This is a genomic window from Aeromonas sp. 604443, from assembly GCF_049170315.1.
Lineage (GTDB): Bacteria > Pseudomonadota > Gammaproteobacteria > Enterobacterales > Aeromonadaceae > Aeromonas > Aeromonas veronii_A.
Genome location: NZ_JAAKMI010000001.1, coordinates 15120 through 33996 on the forward strand (window position 1 = coordinate 15120; position 18877 = coordinate 33996).

An 18877-nucleotide genomic window follows, 5' to 3' on the forward strand; every position below is an offset into this window, starting at 1 on the left:
TTTATTGCGGCCGTGACAAGGGGATCAGGCGTAGGCAATGGCGCCCTTGCCGACCCCTTCATAGGCGACAATCTTGACGAACTTGTCGCCCACCATCTTCTTCACTTCGCGGGCGATGTAGCAGGCCAGCAGCTCGACTGTGGTGTCGGTGTCGATCATCTCTACCTCGGCGGTGGGGATGGCCAGCTGGAACAGCCCTTGCGGCGCCATATATTTGAAGCCGGTGTGATGCTCGCCAAGCTGGGCATTGGCGCGAGGGCTCAAAGCGAGCTCGGTCAGCGCCACCTTGTCCTCCTCGGTGCCGAGGTAGATATCGCCCCAGCGCTCGGCCCAGTTGAGCTCAAGCTCCTGGTCGCGCTCGCCATCGATGTGGATCTCGATGGGAGAGCGGTGGCCGTGGGCGATGCGCTGGCAGTTGCCATCGTGCTTTTTCAGGCCGTGGCTGTAGTGGTAGAAGGCACCGGTGATCGCCTCCTGACGCAGGGTCAGCGACAGATCCTTGATGTTGCCCGGCAGCCGTTTGGCCAGCACCGCCAGCAGGTAGCGGGTCACCGACTCTTTATCAACTTGCGGGGCAGGGATAAAGGCAAAGCCCTGGGATGGGCAGCGCAGATGGATGGAGCGACCCGGGCGCAGCAGATCCACTGTGCTTTCGTCACCATCCAGTGTCTCGACGTGGATCAGCGGGCACTCGGTCGGCACCAGCAGCTTGTGGTCCACCTCTTCATCGATGATCGACTTGATCAGCTTCTTTACCCGGCCAAAGTCCAGCAGCATGCTCATTTCGTTGAGCTCACCGCTCATTTCGATATCTACCAGCCAGCTCTCGCCCACCATGCCGCGGCGTTCGCAGAGGTAGCTGGAGTCGATCACGGTCAAATCTCTTACAAATAACTTCATCAGTCAGGCCTTGCTACAGAGAAAGGGCAGTTTTGCGCTATTATGACCCGCGATTATCGGCAAAGGAACTGGAACCCCCCATGAACAAACTGCTTATCAAAAATGCCACCCTGGTCAACGAAGGCCGCATCTATGCCTCCGATGTGTTGATCGAGGGGGAACGGATTGCCCGCATTGCCCCGGATATCGAGGCGCCCGATGCGCTGGTTATCGATGCGGCAGGTCGCCACCTCATCCCCGGAATGATCGATGATCAGGTCCACTTCCGGGAGCCGGGATTGACCCACAAGGGGACCATCGCCAGCGAATCCCGCGCCGCCGTCGCCGGTGGCACCACCAGTTTCATGGAAATGCCCAACGTCAATCCCCAGACCACCACCCTCGACGCCCTCGAAGCCAAATACCAGATCGCCGCCAACTCCTCCGTCGCCAACTACAGCTTCTATCTCGGCGCCACCAACGACAACCTTGCAGAGATCAAGCGTCTCGACCCCAAGCAGTCCTGCGGGGTCAAGGTGTTTATGGGCTCCTCGACCGGCAACATGCTGGTGGACAATCAGGAGACCCTGGCGGCCATCTTCCGCGAAAGTCCGGTGATGATCGTCACCCACTGCGAAGACACCCCGACCATCGCCAAGGCCGAAGAGGCGGCGCGAGCCAAGTGGGGCGAGAATGTGCCGATGGGCGAGCACGGCCGCATTCGCAGTGACGAGGCGTGCTACAAATCCTCCAGCATGGCGGTGGCGCTGGCGAAAAAATACGGTGCCAAGCTGCATGTGCTGCATCTGACCTCGGCCAAGGAGCTGTCGCTGTTTACCGCCAGCCACGACCTGAGCGAGCTGAAGGACAAGAACATCACCGCCGAGGTGTGCGTTCACCACCTCTTCTTCAATGAAGCCGATTACGAGACCCAGGGCAGCCTGATCAAGTGCAACCCTGCGGTGAAGAGTGCCGCCGACCAGCAGGCACTGCTGGATGCGGTACGCAACGACGTGCTCGACATCATCGCCACCGACCACGCGCCCCACACCTGGGAAGAGAAGCAGAACAGCTACTTCAAGGCGCCGTCCGGCGTACCGCTGGTGCAGCACTCTTTGCAGGCGCTGCTGGAGCTCTACCACAACGGCGTGTTTACCCTGGAGACTATCGTCAAGAAGACCTCCCACGCGGTAGCCGAGCGCTTCCAGGTGCAGGATCGCGGTTATATCCGCGAGGGCTACTTCGCCGATCTGGTGCTGTTGGATCTGGGCAAGCCCTATGTGGTCAACGACGACAACATCCTCTACCACTGTGGCTGGTCACCCTTCAACGGCTACCGCTTCCACAGCACGGTGGAGATGACGCTGGTGAATGGCCAGATCGCCTGGCAAAACGGGCAGGTGACTGACCAGATCCTGGGCAAGCGGCTGACCTTTAACCGCTGATTGTTCGCAAAGCAGGCGAACGCACCGTGGCCGAGGAATTGGCGGCGTTTCCCTGTTGACAGGGCGGGGTCATCTCCATAAACTCTGCCCCCGTCAGCCGAGCTGACTCCGTCGGTGTGTAGCGCAGCCAGGTAGCGCATCTGCATGGGGTGTAGAGGGTCGGAGGTTCGAATCCTCTCACACCGACCAAATTCCCCGGTAAAGGCCTTGTCAAACGACAAGGCCTTTTCTTTTGCCTGCGATTCGCCGCACAGGCGTGAAGCCTGTGGTGATGCACGCTGGTCGCTGCTGGCGTGAGCAGATTGTGCAGTCACCGCGCTTTATGGTGTAGTAACAACTCTGTTGCTCATTTGCCTGGCGAGGCCTCTCGTGTCTGCATCCGTATCTAAACCCTGTTGTCTGCTGATGCTCACCCTGCTGCTGGTGGGCTGCGCCACCCCTTACCAGAGTGAAAAGTCATTCTGGAACGGCCAGACCGGTTTTTCCCAGACCCGGCTTGGCCCGGACAAGTGGCAGCTGGAGTTTGTCGGCAACGATCTGGTGGACAGGGAGACCGCCCGCAAATATGTGCTCAAGCGGGCAGGGGAGCTGGCACTGGCAGAGGGTTACTCCTGGCTCAAGGTCGATGAGCTGACCATTAACCGCGATGCCGTCAGGGTGACCCCATCACGGCCGATCTTCGGCTTTGACGAGGATGAGCCGGATCTCTTTATGGCCCAGATGCAGGTGCAGCATACCATCTCGGCGCTGCTCACTTTTCGCCTGTTGCCACGGGCACTCGATGAGCGAACTCTGGATGCGAAATATCTCGCTGAAATCAAAATAAACAGTGATTAATATTGGTGGTTTGCAAGATCTATATCACATACACCTAATGGCAGGATAAAATTCTGGAGAAAGCCTCTAGATTTACCCCCTGCTTTTAGGCATTCTCCCAGCATACCAGCCGCCAGGAATCAACGGCTCGGATCACAAAAACGGACTGTTGTGGCTCCCATGCCACCGTTTACGGCTTGCACCAATCAAAACCGGGACTCCCCCATGAAAATGAATAAACTGACGGTCGCCATCCTCATCTCCATGATGTTTGGCATCCTCACCGGCCAGGGCTATCGCATGTTTGCCGCAGATCAGGCTGCGGATTTTGCCAATAACATCACGATCCTGACCGATATCTTCCTGCGACTGATCAAGATGATCATCGCTCCCCTGGTCTTCACCACCCTGGTGGTCGGTATCGCCAAGATGGGCGACACCCGCACCGTGGGGCGTATCGGTGCCAAGACCCTCGGCTGGTTTATGCTGGCCTCCCTGATGTCCCTGAGCCTGGGTCTGGTGATGGTGACCCTGATGCAGCCGGGTGTGGGGCTTTCGCTCTCCCTGCCCAATGACACCGCCAGCTCGGGCATTGCTGCCGGTGCCATTACCCTGAAAGATTTCGTGACCCACGCCATCCCCAAAAGCGTGGTAGAGGCAATGGCCACCAACGAGATCCTGCAGATCGTGGTCTTCTCACTCTTCTTCGGTCTGGCCGCCGCTGCGCTCGGCGATCTGGCCAAGCCGGTGGTGGTGCTGATGGCCAGCGCTGCCGAGATCATGCTAAAAGTGACCGGTTACGTGATGAACTTTGCGCCGTTCGCGGTATTTGGCGCCATCGCCGCCATGGTGGCCAAAGAGGGGCTGGGTATTCTGGTTACCTACGGCAGCTTTATGGCCCAGTTCTACATCGCGCTGGCCTGCCTCTGGCTGCTGCTGATCGCCATGGGCAGCGTCTTCCTGCGTGGTCGTGTCATCAAGCTGCTGGCGATGATCCGCGAACCCATCCTGCTCGCCTTCTCGACCGCCAGCTCTGAAGCCGCCTATCCGAAGACCCTGGATCGTCTGGAGAAGTTCGGTTGTGACAAGCGCATTGCCAGCTTCGTGCTGCCGATGGGTTACTCCTTCAACCTCGACGGCTCCATGATGTACTGCACCTTCGCGGTGATGTTCATTGCCCAAGCGTATGGAATCGAGCTCTCCATGGCCCAGCAGATCACCATGCTGCTGCTGCTGATGGTCACCTCCAAGGGGATGGCCGGGGTACCGCGCGCCTCTCTGGTGGTGATTGCCGCCACCCTGAACCAATTCCATATTCCGGAAGCGGGCATCCTGCTGCTGCTGGGGATCGATCACTTCCTCGACATGGGCCGCTCTGCCACCAACGTGCTGGGCAACGCCATCGCCGCCAGCGTGGTGGCCAAGACCGAAGACAGTCTGGGTGAAACCGTCGCGCTGGGCGAGAGTGAGCCAGCCAAAGCCTGATCACAACGCCATGAAAAATAAACAACAACGGCCCGCCAATGCGGGCCGTTGTTGTTTATGGCTCGTCTACACTGCTAGATAGTTTTCATCTGGAGTGTACGGTTATGAATATTGCTCGTCGACTGCAACTGATCGCGCTGCTGGTGATGCTGACGCTCATTTTTCTCAGTTGGTTCAGTATCAACCGCCTCGATTCGGCCAACCGGGATTTAGGCTATGTGACGGACAATACGGTGCCCAGTATTTCGCTGATTAAGCAAGTGCAGGCCGATTTCTATGAATTGCACTCGCTGGTGCAGACACATGTGCTCAATACTGACACCGGCAAGATGCAGCAGATCGAAACGGGTATCACCGAGATACAGGGACAGATCACTTCACTGCTCGACAAATACAAAGCTGAGATGCTCTCCAATGATGAAGATCGGCGCCTGACCGACGATGATCAACGTATTGTCGCGCAATATTATCAGGAGATAGACAAGGTTCTGCAGCTCTCCAGACAAAACAAGAACGATGAAGCGCGAGACATGCTGGCGGGAGAAGCCACCAGAGTGTTCCAGCAGTTTGCCAAGGCAATCGAGCTTCACGTCAACTTCAATATGGATTTGGGACTGGCGCTCAAGAAGCAGGGCCAGGAGAACTACGACAACAGCCTGCAAACCCTGCTGTTTATCGCCGGTGGCACCATTGTGCTGACGATGGGGCTGTTTGTCTGGTTGTTCAATCAGGTGGCCAATCCTCTTCGCACCGCCATGGATACCCTGACCCGGATCCAGCGCGACCTCAACTTTACCCTCAGAGCGGATGTGAAACAGCAGGATGAGATTGGTCTGACCCTCAATGCGGTCAACCGGTTGCTCGATACGCTGCAACAGACATTTACCGAATTTTCCGTCGGCAGCTTGCAGATCAAGAGCACTGCCGAATCCCTCTCTCAAGCGGCGCAGCACCTCGCCAGCTCGGCCAGTCAGGCCAATGATGCTACCAGTCTGATCGCCGCCGGTGTGGAAGAGATGACTGTCAGCATCACAGATATCTCCCAGCGTACCCAGGAGACGAGCCGTATCACCAATGAGTCAGGGCAGCTGGCTAGCGAAGGAAGCAGAACCATAGATCGTACCGTTCATGCCATCAACGAGATCGCCGACTCCATTCGGCAGGCCTCGGCCGAGGTCATTGCGCTGGGTGAGGGCATTTCGCGCATTGGCGGTGTGGTCAACGTGATCCGTGATGTGGCGGGGCAGACCAACTTGCTGGCCTTGAACGCGGCCATTGAGGCGGCGAGGGCCGGGGAGTCCGGCCGTGGCTTTGCGGTGGTGGCAGATGAAGTGCGCAAACTGGCTGAGCGCACAGCCCAATCCACTCAGGAGATATCTGCCACTGTAGAGGCGATCCAGCAGGAGTCGAACAATACGGTCTCCCGCATGCATCTGGTGGAGGAGAAGGTGAGCCAGGGGGTCAACATGGCTACCGAGAGTGGCGCCATTATTGCCGAGATCCGCAGTGCGTCGCACCGGGTGATGGAGCAGGTGGGCGAGATCACCAATGCCATCCGCGAGCAGAGTTCGGCCGCCGAGTCGATCGCTCACCAGGTAGAGCAGATTGCTCAGGTCGTGCAGCAAACCAGCAGCACAGCGGAGGAGACCTCAGCCGCAGCCGAGGAGCTCAATGTCACCACCGAGAGCATCCACCAGCAGATATCCCGCTATCGCATTCAGTAACGCCGAGAGTTGTTATCCATCTGCTATCCCCGCCAGCTAGCTGGCGGGGATTTTTTATATGGCCTGCTTAGAAGCCCGAGCCCGGTTGCTGCAAAAATGTCGCCTCTTCCGGTGTGCTGGTGCGACCCAGAATGTCGTTGCGGTGGGGGAAGCGGCCAAAGCGTTCGATGATCACCTGATGGCGGCGGGCAAAGTCGGCAAATCCGGCAAAGGTCGCCTGCGCCGGTGTGCCAGCTTGCTCGGCAGCCAGTGCCTCGAACAGCGCCACACTTCTGGCCTGCTGCTCCCGGGATTCGGCATGCTCCAGCGGCAGATAGAAGAAGACCCGCTCCAGTGGTGAGAGGGATTTGTCCGCCCCGATGGACAGCCCTTTCAGGCAGAGACCCCGTGCCAGCGGATCCCGGGCAAAGGCTGCAGGCGTGCCGCGATGGATATTGCGGGGCAACTGGTCGAGCAGCAGGATCAGCGCCAGCCGACCGCTGGGGAGATCGGCCCAGTGGGCGAGACTACCCTTGGCTGCGGCCTCTGCCAGCTCGCCAAAGCGGCTGGCCAGCAGGGCATCCGTTTCGCTGCTTTTTCCCCACCAGAGCGGGGCTTGCCGTGTGGCCCGCAGGACGTCATCGGCTTCGTCGCCAAACCAGAAATCGATCAGAGGTTGCCAGGGTGGCATGGGAACTCCTTGATGTGATTCAGAGGGAACCAGGAACAAATGGCTCAGGGGTGCTGCCGAAACGGCAGCTTCTCGTTACACTGTGCCATCTTTTGCCCGAAAGACGTAACCCCCCGATGGCGAGCGCCGGATTCTTGGCTCGGCCGATGATGGCCTGCCATCGCCATGAGGTGGCCCTCTTGACCCCGGTGGTTATCGGGACGTACACCTCTCTCCCGGGGTTGTTCTCACTGATATAAGGAATCTCTGATATGGCCGGAACCAGTTTGTTGGCCCTGCTCGACGATATCGCCAGCGTGCTTGATTACGTGGCGCTGATGACCAAGGTCGTGGTGAACAAGCGCGAGACATTTTTCGGGAAGACGTTTCTCACTGATATAAGGGATCTTTGATATGGCTGGAACCAGTTTGTTGGCCCTGCTCGATGATATCGCCAGCGTGCTTGATGACGTGGCGCTGATGACCAAGATGGCGGCGAAGAAGACTGCCGGGGTGCTGGGGGACGATCTGGCCCTCAACGCGGAGCAGGTTTCCGGAGTGCGTGCCGAGCGGGAGCTGCCGGTGGTGTGGGCGGTGGCCAAGGGCTCATTTCGCAACAAGCTGATTCTGGTGCCCGCCGCCATCGCCATCAGTGCGCTGGTGCCCTGGCTTATCACGCCACTCTTGATGCTGGGAGGTGCTTACCTCTGCTTTGAGGGGGCCGAGAAGCTGGCCCACAAGTTCCTGCCTCATGAAGTGAGCGAGGGTGAGGCACATACAGCGCCCATTCCTGATGATCTGGTGGCCTTCGAGCAGCAGAAGGTAAAGGGAGCGATCCGCACCGATTTTATTCTCTCTGCCGAGATCATCGTCATCGCCCTTGGCACGGTACAGGGAGCAAGCCTCGCGCTGCAGCTCTCGGTAGTGGCGGGCATCGCCCTGCTGATGACCATCGGGGTCTACGGGTTGGTGGGGCTGATCGTCAAGCTCGATGACATCGGTCTGCATCTGCTGCAAAAGCACGATGGCAGCGCCCTGCGCCGCGCGGTGGGGCAGGGACTGCTGGTGACGGCTCCTCGTCTGATGCACCTGCTGGCACTGGTCGGCACCATCGCCATGTTTATGGTGGGCGGCGGCATTCTGGTGCATGGCTGGCCTTTTGCCCATCACCTGATTGAAGGTACAGCCGCTGTTGTCGCCACCCTGCCCACAGTGGGGGCCGTACTGGCGGCGGTGACGCCGACGCTGCTCAACGCCGTGGCCGGTGTGGTGGCGGGTCTGCTGCTGGTTGCCGTGATGACGCTGGTGAGCCGTCTTGCCCCGGCCAAGGGATAAGCGAGCTTGCGGGCCATTGTCTCTTTTTTCCTCTCTTCATTTTTTGGCCTTCGGGTTGCCCGGTCTCTGACTTGCTGCCCGCAGGTCTGCTGCGCCTCCCGATAAAGGTCTTTGCGAGAAGTTATGTATCAACAACAGTGGAATAACGACCATATCTACCCGGGCCTCGACAGCCCCGAGCTGGAAGCGGACATGCGCGCCGCCCGCCACGCGCTGGAAGAGCTGGCCAGCTATATGGCAGGCCTGGACGGGGTGCGCGACTATGACGCTGCGCTGCAGGATTTCTTGCGGGAAGTGCGGCTGCGCGCCCGCGATATTCGCCATATCGGCTGGAACGTCGCCATTCTGGCCGCGTGCCGCGGCAGTCAGGATGCGCGGGATCCGCAGGCCAAACAGCTGGCGTCCCGTGCCCGCGCCCTTAACGCCGATCTGTTCAAGACCCTGGCGCCGGTGGAAGATCTGATGCTGGCGCTGCCGGAAGTTGAATTTGCCGCGCTGATGAGTGATCCGCTGCTCGGCGAGGAGGCGTACCGCTTGGGCCATGAGCGTCGTTTGCAGGATCAGCGCTTGCCGGTGGCGGCGGAGCAGCTGGTGATTGGTCTGGGCACCGATGGTCTGCACGCCTGGGGCAACCTCTATAACGATCTGGTGGGCAAGATCCGCTTGACCATTGATGGCCGCGAGATGGGGCTGGCCGAGGCGAGCAATCTGCTCTCCAGCCCGATACGTGCGCTGCGTTTAGAAGCCTTTGATGCCATCAGTGCTGGCTGGGAGGGAGAGCAGGAGACGGTGGCCGCCATCCTCAATGCCCTCAACGGCTGGCGGCTGGAGCTGGCCCGCCAGCGTGGCAACACCCGGTTGCTCGATGCGCTGGATCTCTCCTGCCACCAGAGCCATATCGAGCGTGCCACCCTCGATGCCCTGATGAGCGAAACCTGGCGAGCCCGTGGGTTGGGCCAGCGCGCCCTAGAGCTGATGGCCGAGCGCCTTGGTCTCGACGATCTGGGGCCGGAGGATCTCTTTGCGCCGCCGCCTGCTTCCAGCAGCCGCGACATTCCTTTTGATGAGGCGATCGAGTTGATTGCCGATGCCTTTAGCCGTTTCGATCCCGAGATGGGGGCGTTTGCCCGCATGATGGCCGAGAAGGGGTGGATTGATGCGGCGCCCACGCCAAATCGCCGCACCGGCGCCTACTGCACCAAGTTTGCAGAACCGGTCGAACCGCGGGTCTTCGTCACCTATGCCGGCACCATGGATAACGTCATCACTCTGGCCCATGAGCTGGGCCACGCCTGGCACAACTGGGTCATTCGCGATCTGCCGATGAGCCAGCGCAGCTATCCCATGACGCTGGCCGAAACGGCCTCCATCTTTGCCGAGACTCTGGTGCGCAGCGCCCTGTTCGAGCAGGCAGAAAGTCCCGAAGAGCAGTTGGCGATCGCCTGGGCCGAAGCCGACGGTGCGGCCACCTTCCTGGTCAATATCCCGGCTCGCTTCGATTTCGAGCAGGCCTTGGTGGCCGAGCGGGCGCAGGGTTATGTATCCGCAGAGCGACTCAAAGCGTTGACCGACGAGGCGTGGGGACGCTGGTATGAGGGGAGCCTGACCCGCTATCACCCCATGTTCTGGGCGGCCAAGGCGCACTTCTCCATCGCCGGGCTGGGCTTTTACAACTATCCCTATCTGTTCGGTTATCTGTTCAGCCTCGGGGTCTATCAGCAGTTGATGAGCCGCAAGGCGGCGGGGGAAGAGGGCATTGCCGAAGCCTATCGCGCCTTGTTGCGCGATACCGGCCGGATGAGCGCCGAAGATCTGGTAGCCAAGCATTTGGGGCAGGATATCCGTGAGGCCGCCTTCTGGCAGGGGAGTCTGGCACAGGTAGCGCATGCGGTTGAGCGCTTCGCGCAGTTGCCTGCCTGATTGGGTCTGCGGTGATATGAACAACAGGCCTCCGGACAGTCTCGCTGTCCGGAGGCCTGTTTGTTATGCCTGCTTTTGTTGCGGTTTGATGGGGCCAACGAACAGGGGGCGGGTCTGGTGAGTCAGATCCGGCTGATAGCCGTTGAAGAAGAGGTTGAGCAGTACCGAACTGATGGTGGCCAGCAGGATACCGCTATGAAAAAGCGGTTGTAGCTGCGCCGGAAGCTGCTGGAAAAAATTCCCGGAGACCGTCGGGATCATGCCAATTCCGAGACTGATGGCGACGATATAGAGGTTGTGGCGGTTGCTGTTGTAATCGGTGCGCGCCAGGATGCGGATCCCGGTTGCCAGCACCATACCGAACATGACGATACCGGCGCCCCCCAGTACGAAGGGCGGGATGGAGGCGACTAGCACCGACATCTTGGGGATGAGGCCAAAGGCGAGCAGTATCCCCCCCGACATCACACAGACCCAGCGACTAGATACTCCGGTCACGCTCACCAGACCGATATTCTGGGAGAAGGAGGTGTGGGGGAAGCTGTTGAATATCCCACCAATAATGGTGCCGATGCCATCCACCCGCAGCCCGCGCACGATATCACCGCGCCTGGCCGGATGGCCGACGATGTCGCCAAGGGCCAGAAACATCCCCATGGATTCGATAAAGGTGATGAGCATGATCACCGTCAGGGTGGCGATGGAGATGGGATCGAAGGTGGGCCAGCCGAAGGCGAAGGGCACTATGGGGGCAAACCAGGCTGCCTCGCCGAGGCCATCGAGGCTCACTTCGCCCATGGCGATGGCCACCACGAAACCGAAGATGATCCCGAGCAGCACCGAGATATTGCTGAAAAAGCCCTTGGTGAAGCGGGTCACCAACAGGATAAAGACGAGCACCAGGAAGCTGGTGCCGATATAGCGCAGGCTGCCATATTCCGGATTACCCTTGCCCCCCGCCATCCAGTCGATCCCCACCTGCATAATGCTGATCCCGATGGAGGTGATAACCACTCCGGTCACTACGGTGGGGAAGAGCGGCATCAACCTACCTATCAGCGGCACCAGCAGGGTCGAGATGATACCGGCGGCTATGGTGGCGCCGAAGATGCCCGTCAGCCCCAGATCCGGGTTGGCTCCGATGGCCAGCATGGGCATCACGGCGGCAAAGGTGACCGACATGATGACCGGCAGCCGGATCCCGGCAAAGCGGCCAATCCCGACACATTGCAGCAGGGTGACGATGCCGCAGCAGAAGAGATCCGAACTGATGAGGTAGGAGATTTGATCCTTGGGCAGCCCCAGACTGCCGCCAATCACCAGTGGCACCGCCACGGCGCCGGCGTACATCACCAGCACATGTTGCAGGCCCAGGGTAAAGAGTTGGCCCATGGGGAGCATGCGCTCCACTTCATCCACCGGGCGCTTGCGCACACCCGGTCGGGGGGAGGGGGGATTGGTCTCGTTCATGAACAGATCACTCCTTGAAGCCCGCGCAACTGCTACAGGCAAGATAGTGAAAGCCGCAGCTTTCCCGGTCATTGATCTCGTGTATTGACAGAGGAGCCAGATCCCTTTGCAGTGGTGAGAGGGAGCCGGTGCAGCACGGGTCAGTGCACAAAACATGCACAACGCCGCTCACGAGCGAAAACGTTTGGCGATAACGCCTTGTTTTTGCGGGATGAGTCACATACCGGCCAGATAAGTGCCCGGCTGCTGGCAGGGGAAGGAGGTGGGGGCATCTCAGATTGGTAAGGGGTTTATCATTATCGGTCTGGCGATCTCACTTTGATAGCCGGGCACCAGAGGGTTGCTCGCAATGCGTCCCTCTGCATGTGACGGCGCTCGCGGGCCGCAGGGCGCAATCGGGGGCGGGGGCGTGATCCAAAGCAAGAAAGTTGGATGTTTTGGTGGCGCACGGGGCCGCCGCTGGGGTAGTTTCGATAAAACCGACACAGATCCTGAGGTCTTATCCATGATCATCTATCTGCATGGCTTTGATGCCACCAGCCCAGGCAATCACGAGAAAGTGCTGCAGTTGCAGTTTATTGATGATGATGTGCGTTTCGTGCACTACAGCACGGTTCACCCCCGTCATGATATGAGCCATCTGCTCAAGGAAGTGAAAAAACAGCTCGATATGAGTACCGATCCCAAACCGCTGATCTGCGGCGTGGGTCTTGGTGGCTACTGGAGCGAGCGGATCGGCTTTCTGTGCGGCATTCGCCAGGTGATCTTCAACCCCAACCTCCATCCGGAAGAGAACATGCAGGGCAAGATCGACCGGCCGGAAGAATATGACGATATCGGTACCAAGTGTGTAACTGAATTTCGTAAGAAAAATTCAGGAAACTGCCTGTGTATCCTTTCCGTTCAGGATGAAGTGCGCGATAATCGGGACACTGAACGTGAATTGAAGAACTATTACGACATCGTGTGGGATGAGCGCGAGACTCATAAGTTCAAAAATATCTCGCATCATCTGCAGCGGATGAAGGCCTTCAAAGAAGCCTGATCCATCACGTCGACCGATTTCGTTTTAGGGAGCCAATGGCTCCCTTTCGTTTTGAGGAACCGAGGAAAATCATCATGATGAATATTGTCGTTGTAGGCGGCGGCGCCGGTGGCCTGGAGCTGGCCACCAGTCTGGGTCGCAAGCTTGGCAAGAAGAACAAGGCCAAGATCACTCTGGTCGATCGCAACCGCACCCACCTGTGGAAACCCCTGCTGCACGAAGTGGCCACCGGCTCCATGGACGCGGGCATCGATGCCCTGAGCTACCAGTCTCACGCCAAGAACCACGGTTTCGACTTCCAGCTCGGCACCCTGACCGACATCAAGCGTGACGATAAACGCATCGTGCTGGCCCCGATCCACGACGACAATGGCGACATCGTGGTCAACGAGCGCGAGCTGCCCTACGACTATCTGGTGATGGCCATCGGTTCTGTCTCCAATGACTTCAACACCAAGGGCATCAAGGATAACTGTATTTTCCTCGATAGCCCCTCCCAGGCGCATCGCTTCCACAACAGCATGATGAACCGCTTCCTGCAGTTCGCCACCGAATATAAGCCGGGCGACAAGGTGAAGATTGCCATCGTCGGCGGCGGAGCCACCGGTGTGGAGCTCTCTGCCGAGCTCTACAACGCGGTCGAGCAGCTCTACGCCTACGGCTTCAAGAACCTCACCACCGATAGCCTGAAGGTGACCCTGGTGGAAGCGGGTCCGCGCATTCTGCCAGCTCTGCCGGAGCGCATCAGCGGTGCCGCCCATCAGGAGCTGGTCAAGCTGGGTGTGGACGTGCGTACCGCCACCATGATCACCGAAGCGACCAGCGACGGTCTGCACACCAAGGATGGCGAGCTGATTGAAGCCGACCTGATGGTGTGGGCGGCCGGTATCAAGGCTCCGGATTTCATGAAGGATATCGCGGGTCTTGAGACCAACCGCATCAACCAGCTGGTGGTGAAAGAGACCCTGCAGACTACCCGTGATGAGAACATCTTCGTTATCGGTGACTGCGCCGCCTGCCCGCAGCCGGATGGCAAGTTCGTGCCGCCGCGCGCCCAGTCTGCCCACCAGATGGCCAGCCAGGCATTCAAGAACATTCTGGCCAAGATGAACGGCGGCGAGATGAAGCCCTACCTCTACCACGACCACGGTTCGCTGGTCTCCCTCAGCCGCTTCTCCACCGTGGGCAGCCTGATGGGCAACCTGATGCGCGGTTCCATGATGGTGGAGGGTTACATTGCCCGTCTGGTCTACATCTCCCTCTACCGGATGCACCAGATCGCCCTGCACGGCTACGTCAAGACCGGCCTCATCATGCTGGTGGGTCGCATCAACCGGGTGCTGCGCCCGACCCTGAAGCTGCACTAAGCCAAGGTTTGACAGAATTCGGAATACCAAAAGGAGAGGCGATGGCCTCTCCTTTTTTATGGGCGCAGATCAGGAAAGAGAGCGTTACTTGCCCAGATAGGTACGGTCGAAGAAGGTATTGACCCAGTGAGGGCGGTAGATGGCCAGCACCGTCATCGCCATGCCGTTGAGCAGAGCTTCGGGGAACAGCAGCAGTGGCCAGATGGAGAGGTAATCCGCGGTGATGGTGTGCCAGGGGTAGCTGTCACTTAGCCCCATCAGCAACGCGCTGGCGGCCACCTTGACCGAGATGGTGATGGCGCCGCCGAGAAAGGCGGCAACGAAGATATAGACAAAGAGATGGCGCGGCAGCCAGGCCCAGCTGGCCAGAAACAGCAGCCAGCTGGTGGCTACCGGCAGGGCGATGCCAACCAGCGCTTGCCAGCCAAAATCGGCCAGATTGGTGACACCGAAGTAACCGAGCACCAGCAGGGTCAGGCAAGGGGCGAGCAGTGCCAGCCGCCAGCCCAGCAGCAGGGTGAGGGAGGTGAGCCCGAGAAAATGGACCTCCAGCCCCTCATGCAGACCGGCCCTTAGATACCAGAGTGGCACCAGCGCGATGGCACTGCCCAGCAGCAGGTGTTGATAGAGGGGGTTGTCATGGAGGGTCTGCCACAGAGAGCGGCGCAGGCTGAAAGCCAGCAGTACCAGCCAGATCAGGAGGGCGGCGAGTTGTCCTTCACTCATCTTGTCGTCCATTTATGCAGTAGAGTCCGGGCGGCCTTCCCGACCGCCCATAGCAGAGCAGGCTGACGAGTCAGCCTGCTTTTACCATCAATATTTGACGTTGTTGTGGTACTTGCCGAGGATGCCCTTGACCCGTTCCATGGTCTCCTTGCTGGGGGGCTTGATCCCGCTCAGCTCGTACGGGTCGCCCAGCACATCCCACTTGTGTTTGCCGAGCTCATGGTAGGGGAGCAGCTCCACCTTCTCCACGCTCTCGCCCAGCTCGGCGATGAACTGACCCAGCCCTTCGGCGCTCTCGTCGTCATCGCTCCAGGTCGGCACCACCACGTAGCGGATCCACATGGTCTTGCCTTTGGCTGCCAGATAGCGGGCAAACTCCAGGGTGTATCTGTTGCTGACGTGGGTCAGCGGAATGTGTTTCTCGTCATTGATCTGTTTGATGTCGAGCAGCACCAGATCGGTCTGGTCGAGCAGCTTGTCCACCTGTTCGTCGAGATGACGGACGAAGCCGTTGGTGTCGAGACAGGTGTGGATCCCTTTCTCTTTGCAGGCGGTAAAGAGTTCGGTAATGAAAGCCGGTTGCAGCATGGCTTCACCGCCGGACGCTGTCACGCCACCGCCGGAGGCATTCATGAAGTGGCGATAGCTGGTGATGTCACTCATCAACTCCGGTACGGTCACTTCGCGGCCACCTTCGGTATCCCAGGTATCGCGGTTGTGGCAGTACTTGCAGCGCATCAGGCAGCCTTGCATGAATACGATAAAGCGTATTCCCGGGCCATCGACAGTGCCGCAGGTTTCGACGGAATGGATCCGGCCAACGGTGCCGTGAGCTCCGGCTGGCTGGCTGATTTCAACGGCAGGGATCCGATTAATGACAGACATAAACAACTCCAACGATTCGAGCAGGCCGTTATTTTATTACATAAACCCCTATTGATCCTACACCTTTAGTCCGGCGCCCGGCTGCCAAGCAGCTGCTCCAGCCCCTTGACGGTGAGCGGCCGACTGGTGAGAAACCCTTGATAATGCTGGCATCCCAGCGCTTTGAGGATGGCCAGCTGCGCCTCCTCTTCCACCCCTTCGGCGGTGACGGTAAAACGGAAGACCTGGGCCAGATCGAGTATCGCCTTGACGATGGCTCTGTCCTGTTCGCTGTGTACCAGGGTCTGAATGAAGCTTCTGTCCAGCTTCACCTCATCGGCGGGCAGATCCCGCAGATAGGCCAGCGACGAGTAGCCTGTGCCGAAGTCATCGATGGAGATGAGGATGCCGAGCTCCTTGAGCTGGCACATTCTGGCAATACTCTCCTGCCGATTCTCCAAGACTACCGATTCGGTCACCTCCAGCAGCAGGCGGGAGGGGGGCACACCGGTGTCGCGCAAGATGTACTCCACCTGTTGTACGAAGCCCTGGGTGTGGAACTGGCGGGCACTGACGTTGACCGACAGATGGGGGATCTGCAGGCCACGGTTGAGCCAGAAGCTGTATTGGGCGCAGGCGGTCTTCATCACCCAGTAGCCGATTTCGAGGATCAGGCTGGTCTCTTCGGCGATGGGGATAAACTCCCCGGGTGGCACCATGGTGCCGTCGCTGCGCTGCCAGCGCAGCAGCGCCTCGATACCCGACAGCGAGCCATTGTCGACCCGGTATTGCGGTTGGTAGTGGAGTTGCAGCTCGTGATGACGCAGGGCATCGCGCAGTTCATTGGTAAGGGTCAGCCGGTTCTTCTCATGCTGGGCCATCGCCTCGGTAAAGAAGACGTAGTGGCCCTGACCGGCGCGCTTGGCCATGTGGGTCGCGGTGTCGGCCTGTTGCATCAGGACCAGATGATCCGTCTCGTTGCCGGAGAAGAGGCTGATCCCCACCGAGGCGCTGCAGTGCAGTTTGTGATCGCCGATGTCGAACGGGGTGCGAAACAGCCCCATCAGCTCGCGGGCGAAGTGCTCTGCCAGAATTTTGGCGGTGACTTCCCCTTGTCCCAGCTGGGTAAAGAGCAGGGCAAACTCATCCCCCGAGATGCGCGCCTGCACCAGATTGTCCTGGGGCAGCTCCCTGAAACGTTGCACCACGGCCTGCAGCAGCAGATCGCCGCAGGCGTGACCGAGGGAGTCGTTGATCGACTTGAAGTTGTCGAGATCCACCAGCAACAGGGCGCCCCACTGGCCGTTGGAGGCGCTCAGGGTCTGCTGCAAAATATGGTTGAGGCTGCGGCGGTTGTGCAGACCGCAGAGATCGTCGTAGTAGGCGAGCTGCTCGATATGTCTGGCCGCCTCTTTTTCCTGGGTGATGTCGTAGAAGCTGCAGATAAAGTGGCTGAGCTCCCCCTGCTCATCCTTGACGCCGTTCACCATCAAGCGCACCGGAAAGAGGTGCCCATCCTTGTGCAGACAGCGCTCTTCCCCGAGCCAGAACTCCTGCTCGTTGACGGTGCGGCTGACATCTTCCTTGAGATGATCCCCGTAGTAGGTGGGACGCAGCTTGCGAATGGAGTGACCGATCACCTCTACCTCGCCAAATCCGGTGATCCGGCTGAAGGAGTGGTTGACCTTGAGGATGATGCCGTTGTGATCCATCACAATCAGCCCATCGTGGGTATTGAAGGCCACCTCGGCCAGCCGCAGGGCATCGTCGGTGGCGAGGCGCTTGAGTTCGATGGCGGCCCGCTCGTGCTGGCTGCTCAATAGATCCAGCAGCTGTTCGGGCTCCTCAAGGGGGGTATCGAGCAGCAGGGTGATCTGGCCAATGGGGGCGCCGCTCTGGCCATGGAGCGGAATGCCGATGTAGGCGCTGGCATTGAGGGCAAGCAGCCGGGTCGCCTTGGGATAGCGTACGGGCAGATCTTCCACATAGATGGCCTGACCGTGCTGGAACAGCTCCTGAGCGGGGCCGGGGTCGAGCTGGATGGGCTTGAGGGTGGAGCAGATCTCCTCGTTGATGACGCAGCGGGGGATGATCCAGAGATCCTGACCGCGGGGCTGGAACTCGCCGATCCAGCCCACCCGGGCACCGCTGGCGCTCATGGCCCAGCTTACCAGCGTCTTGCAGTAGTCGATGCCGGTCTGCTGGTGCAGTTCGGGCGGGAGGGCCAGCTCGGAGCGGTGCTCTTCCGGTTGCGGTTGCCAGTGGCCGAGCAGCTGGGCGCTGCTGCGCACCAGTTGCAACATCTCCTCGCTAAGCGGGGTGGGATCGAGATACTCCAGACTCAGCACCCCGAACAGCTTGTCCTGCTCCAGCAGGGCACCATCGAGGCGTGAGCGCACACCGGCACTGGTCAGATAGAGGTGATTGCTCAGCATCGGCTGGTGGGCGGCCTCCGAGAAACTCAACGCTTTGCGGGTACGCAGGGCGCGGATATAGCGGCTGTCACCACGAATGGGGTAGAGCGCCTCGACCCCCAGGGTGAACACAGGGGTGAGTTGTTCGCTGCCGAGATCGCCGTTGGCCTGATAGTGCCAGAGGATGAGCCGGTCGGCCCCCAAACTCTCTTTAAGGGCCTCGAGCAGGGGCGCATACTGTTGCTGGCTCGCCATCTGGCTGAGGCGCGGCAGTTGCAATGCCAGATCGGCGATGGGCTCCTGGCGAAGGTTCTGCAGACAGATGAGCCAGAAGCCATCCTGCTCGTGGGCGAGGGCGATGTGCCAGAGCTGGCTGGCAAAGCGCACGGTGATCTTGCCGCCATGGCCGTTGGCCAACAGTTGTTCGATGGGCAGGCGCAGGGCATCGGGCAGCTGGGCAGGCCAGGGGGCGCGCGGCTCATCGAGCCAGTAGAGCGGGGTTTGCATCACGTCGGTCAGGGCGACCAGCCGTTGACTGCGCAGATCCAGACGGAAAAAGAGCGGCGTCTGGAGGGCAGGAGGAAGATGACTGAGTGCGGTAGACGACATGAACAAACAACATCCTGTTAAGCAACCGTCGGGGTTGCAAGAATACTGCAAAATGGTGTGAAACAAAATTTCATTGAATTCTAAATTAGAAAAGTCTAATTTATTGCCCATTATCATGTATGAGGAGTC

At 59.5% G+C, this 18877-nt stretch carries 15 protein-coding genes and 1 tRNA gene; 10 read left to right on the forward strand and 6 right to left on the reverse strand.

From position 1 onward, the window contains the following. Window positions 1-24: 24 nt before the first annotated feature. Entirely contained in the window at window positions 25-900 is an 876-nt protein-coding gene (locus tag G5380_RS00070) for a 6-pyruvoyl trahydropterin synthase family protein (protein ID WP_421204683.1), read from the reverse strand. Between the two features lie 80 nt (window positions 901-980). Here G5380_RS00070 and G5380_RS00075 point away from each other — a divergent pair, with 80 nt between their 5' ends. From G5380_RS00075 to G5380_RS00095, 5 genes are all read left to right on the forward strand, one after another. After that, entirely contained in the window at window positions 981-2324 is a 1344-nt protein-coding gene (locus G5380_RS00075) for a dihydroorotase (protein ID WP_075115531.1), read from the forward strand. A gap of 112 nt (window positions 2325-2436) precedes the next feature. Next, window positions 2437-2513 (forward strand) — tRNA-Pro (locus G5380_RS00080). A 216-nt stretch (window positions 2514-2729) separates the two neighbouring features. Beyond that, window positions 2730-3161 (forward strand): CC0125/CC1285 family lipoprotein, encoded by a 432-nt coding sequence (locus G5380_RS00085; RefSeq protein WP_216980324.1) that lies wholly within the window; start codon window positions 2730-2732, stop codon window positions 3159-3161. A 204-nt stretch (window positions 3162-3365) separates the two neighbouring features. Further along, window positions 3366-4625: a dicarboxylate/amino acid:cation symporter gene (locus tag G5380_RS00090; protein ID WP_005334018.1), complete on the forward strand. Its 1260-nt coding sequence runs from the start codon at window positions 3366-3368 to the stop codon at window positions 4623-4625. Between the two features lie 104 nt (window positions 4626-4729). Beyond that, on the forward strand, window positions 4730-6349 hold the full coding sequence (locus G5380_RS00095; protein WP_266133816.1) for a methyl-accepting chemotaxis protein: 1620 nt from the start codon (window positions 4730-4732) through the stop codon (window positions 6347-6349). Window positions 6350-6416: 67 nt separating this feature from the next. Here G5380_RS00095 and G5380_RS00100 read toward each other — a convergent pair whose 3' ends face one another. Beyond that, window positions 6417-7019, reverse strand: a complete 603-nt coding sequence (locus tag G5380_RS00100) for a DUF924 family protein (protein ID WP_421258453.1) — start codon at window positions 7017-7019, stop codon at window positions 6417-6419. A 251-nt stretch (window positions 7020-7270) separates the two neighbouring features. Between G5380_RS00100 and G5380_RS00105 the strand changes: the two genes are divergently transcribed. From G5380_RS00105 to G5380_RS00115, 3 genes are all read left to right on the forward strand, one after another. Further along, window positions 7271-7411: a hypothetical protein gene (locus tag G5380_RS00105; protein ID WP_416034114.1), complete on the forward strand. Its 141-nt coding sequence runs from the start codon at window positions 7271-7273 to the stop codon at window positions 7409-7411. Between the two features lies 1 nt (window position 7412). Next, window positions 7413-8333, forward strand: a complete 921-nt coding sequence (locus G5380_RS00110) for a DUF808 domain-containing protein (RefSeq protein ID WP_257696067.1) — start codon at window positions 7413-7415, stop codon at window positions 8331-8333. A gap of 123 nt (window positions 8334-8456) precedes the next feature. Beyond that, the gene (locus tag G5380_RS00115) at window positions 8457-10253 is read left to right on the forward strand and encodes a M3 family oligoendopeptidase (RefSeq protein WP_266133818.1); all 1797 of its coding nucleotides are present in this window, start codon (window positions 8457-8459) and stop codon (window positions 10251-10253) included. Between the two features lie 63 nt (window positions 10254-10316). On the opposite strand, the gene G5380_RS00120 is transcribed toward G5380_RS00115, so the two are convergent. Further along, window positions 10317-11723, reverse strand: a complete 1407-nt coding sequence (locus G5380_RS00120; protein ID WP_421352169.1) for a nucleobase:cation symporter-2 family protein — start codon at window positions 11721-11723, stop codon at window positions 10317-10319. 505 nt (window positions 11724-12228) lie between these two features. Here G5380_RS00120 and ycfP point away from each other — a divergent pair. Further along, the gene (gene ycfP / locus G5380_RS00125; protein ID WP_005334000.1) at window positions 12229-12768 is read left to right on the forward strand and encodes an alpha/beta hydrolase YcfP; all 540 of its coding nucleotides are present in this window, start codon (window positions 12229-12231) and stop codon (window positions 12766-12768) included. Window positions 12769-12842: 74 nt separating this feature from the next. Next, window positions 12843-14135 (forward strand): NAD(P)/FAD-dependent oxidoreductase, encoded by a 1293-nt coding sequence (locus G5380_RS00130; protein WP_005333998.1) that lies wholly within the window; start codon window positions 12843-12845, stop codon window positions 14133-14135. Between the two features lie 84 nt (window positions 14136-14219). Here the strand turns inward: G5380_RS00130 and G5380_RS00135 are convergent, their stop codons facing one another. From G5380_RS00135 to G5380_RS00145, 3 genes are all read right to left on the reverse strand, one after another. Next, complete coding sequence (locus tag G5380_RS00135; protein ID WP_005361550.1) at window positions 14220-14861, reverse strand: energy-coupling factor ABC transporter permease; 642 nt, start codon at window positions 14859-14861, stop codon at window positions 14220-14222. 87 nt (window positions 14862-14948) lie between these two features. Then, window positions 14949-15746: a pyruvate formate lyase 1-activating protein gene (gene pflA, locus G5380_RS00140; protein WP_005333994.1), complete on the reverse strand. Its 798-nt coding sequence runs from the start codon at window positions 15744-15746 to the stop codon at window positions 14949-14951. Window positions 15747-15811: 65 nt separating this feature from the next. Continuing rightward, on the reverse strand, window positions 15812-18748 hold the full coding sequence (locus G5380_RS00145) for an EAL domain-containing protein (protein ID WP_421352170.1): 2937 nt from the start codon (window positions 18746-18748) through the stop codon (window positions 15812-15814). Window positions 18749-18877 lie beyond the last annotated feature (129 nt).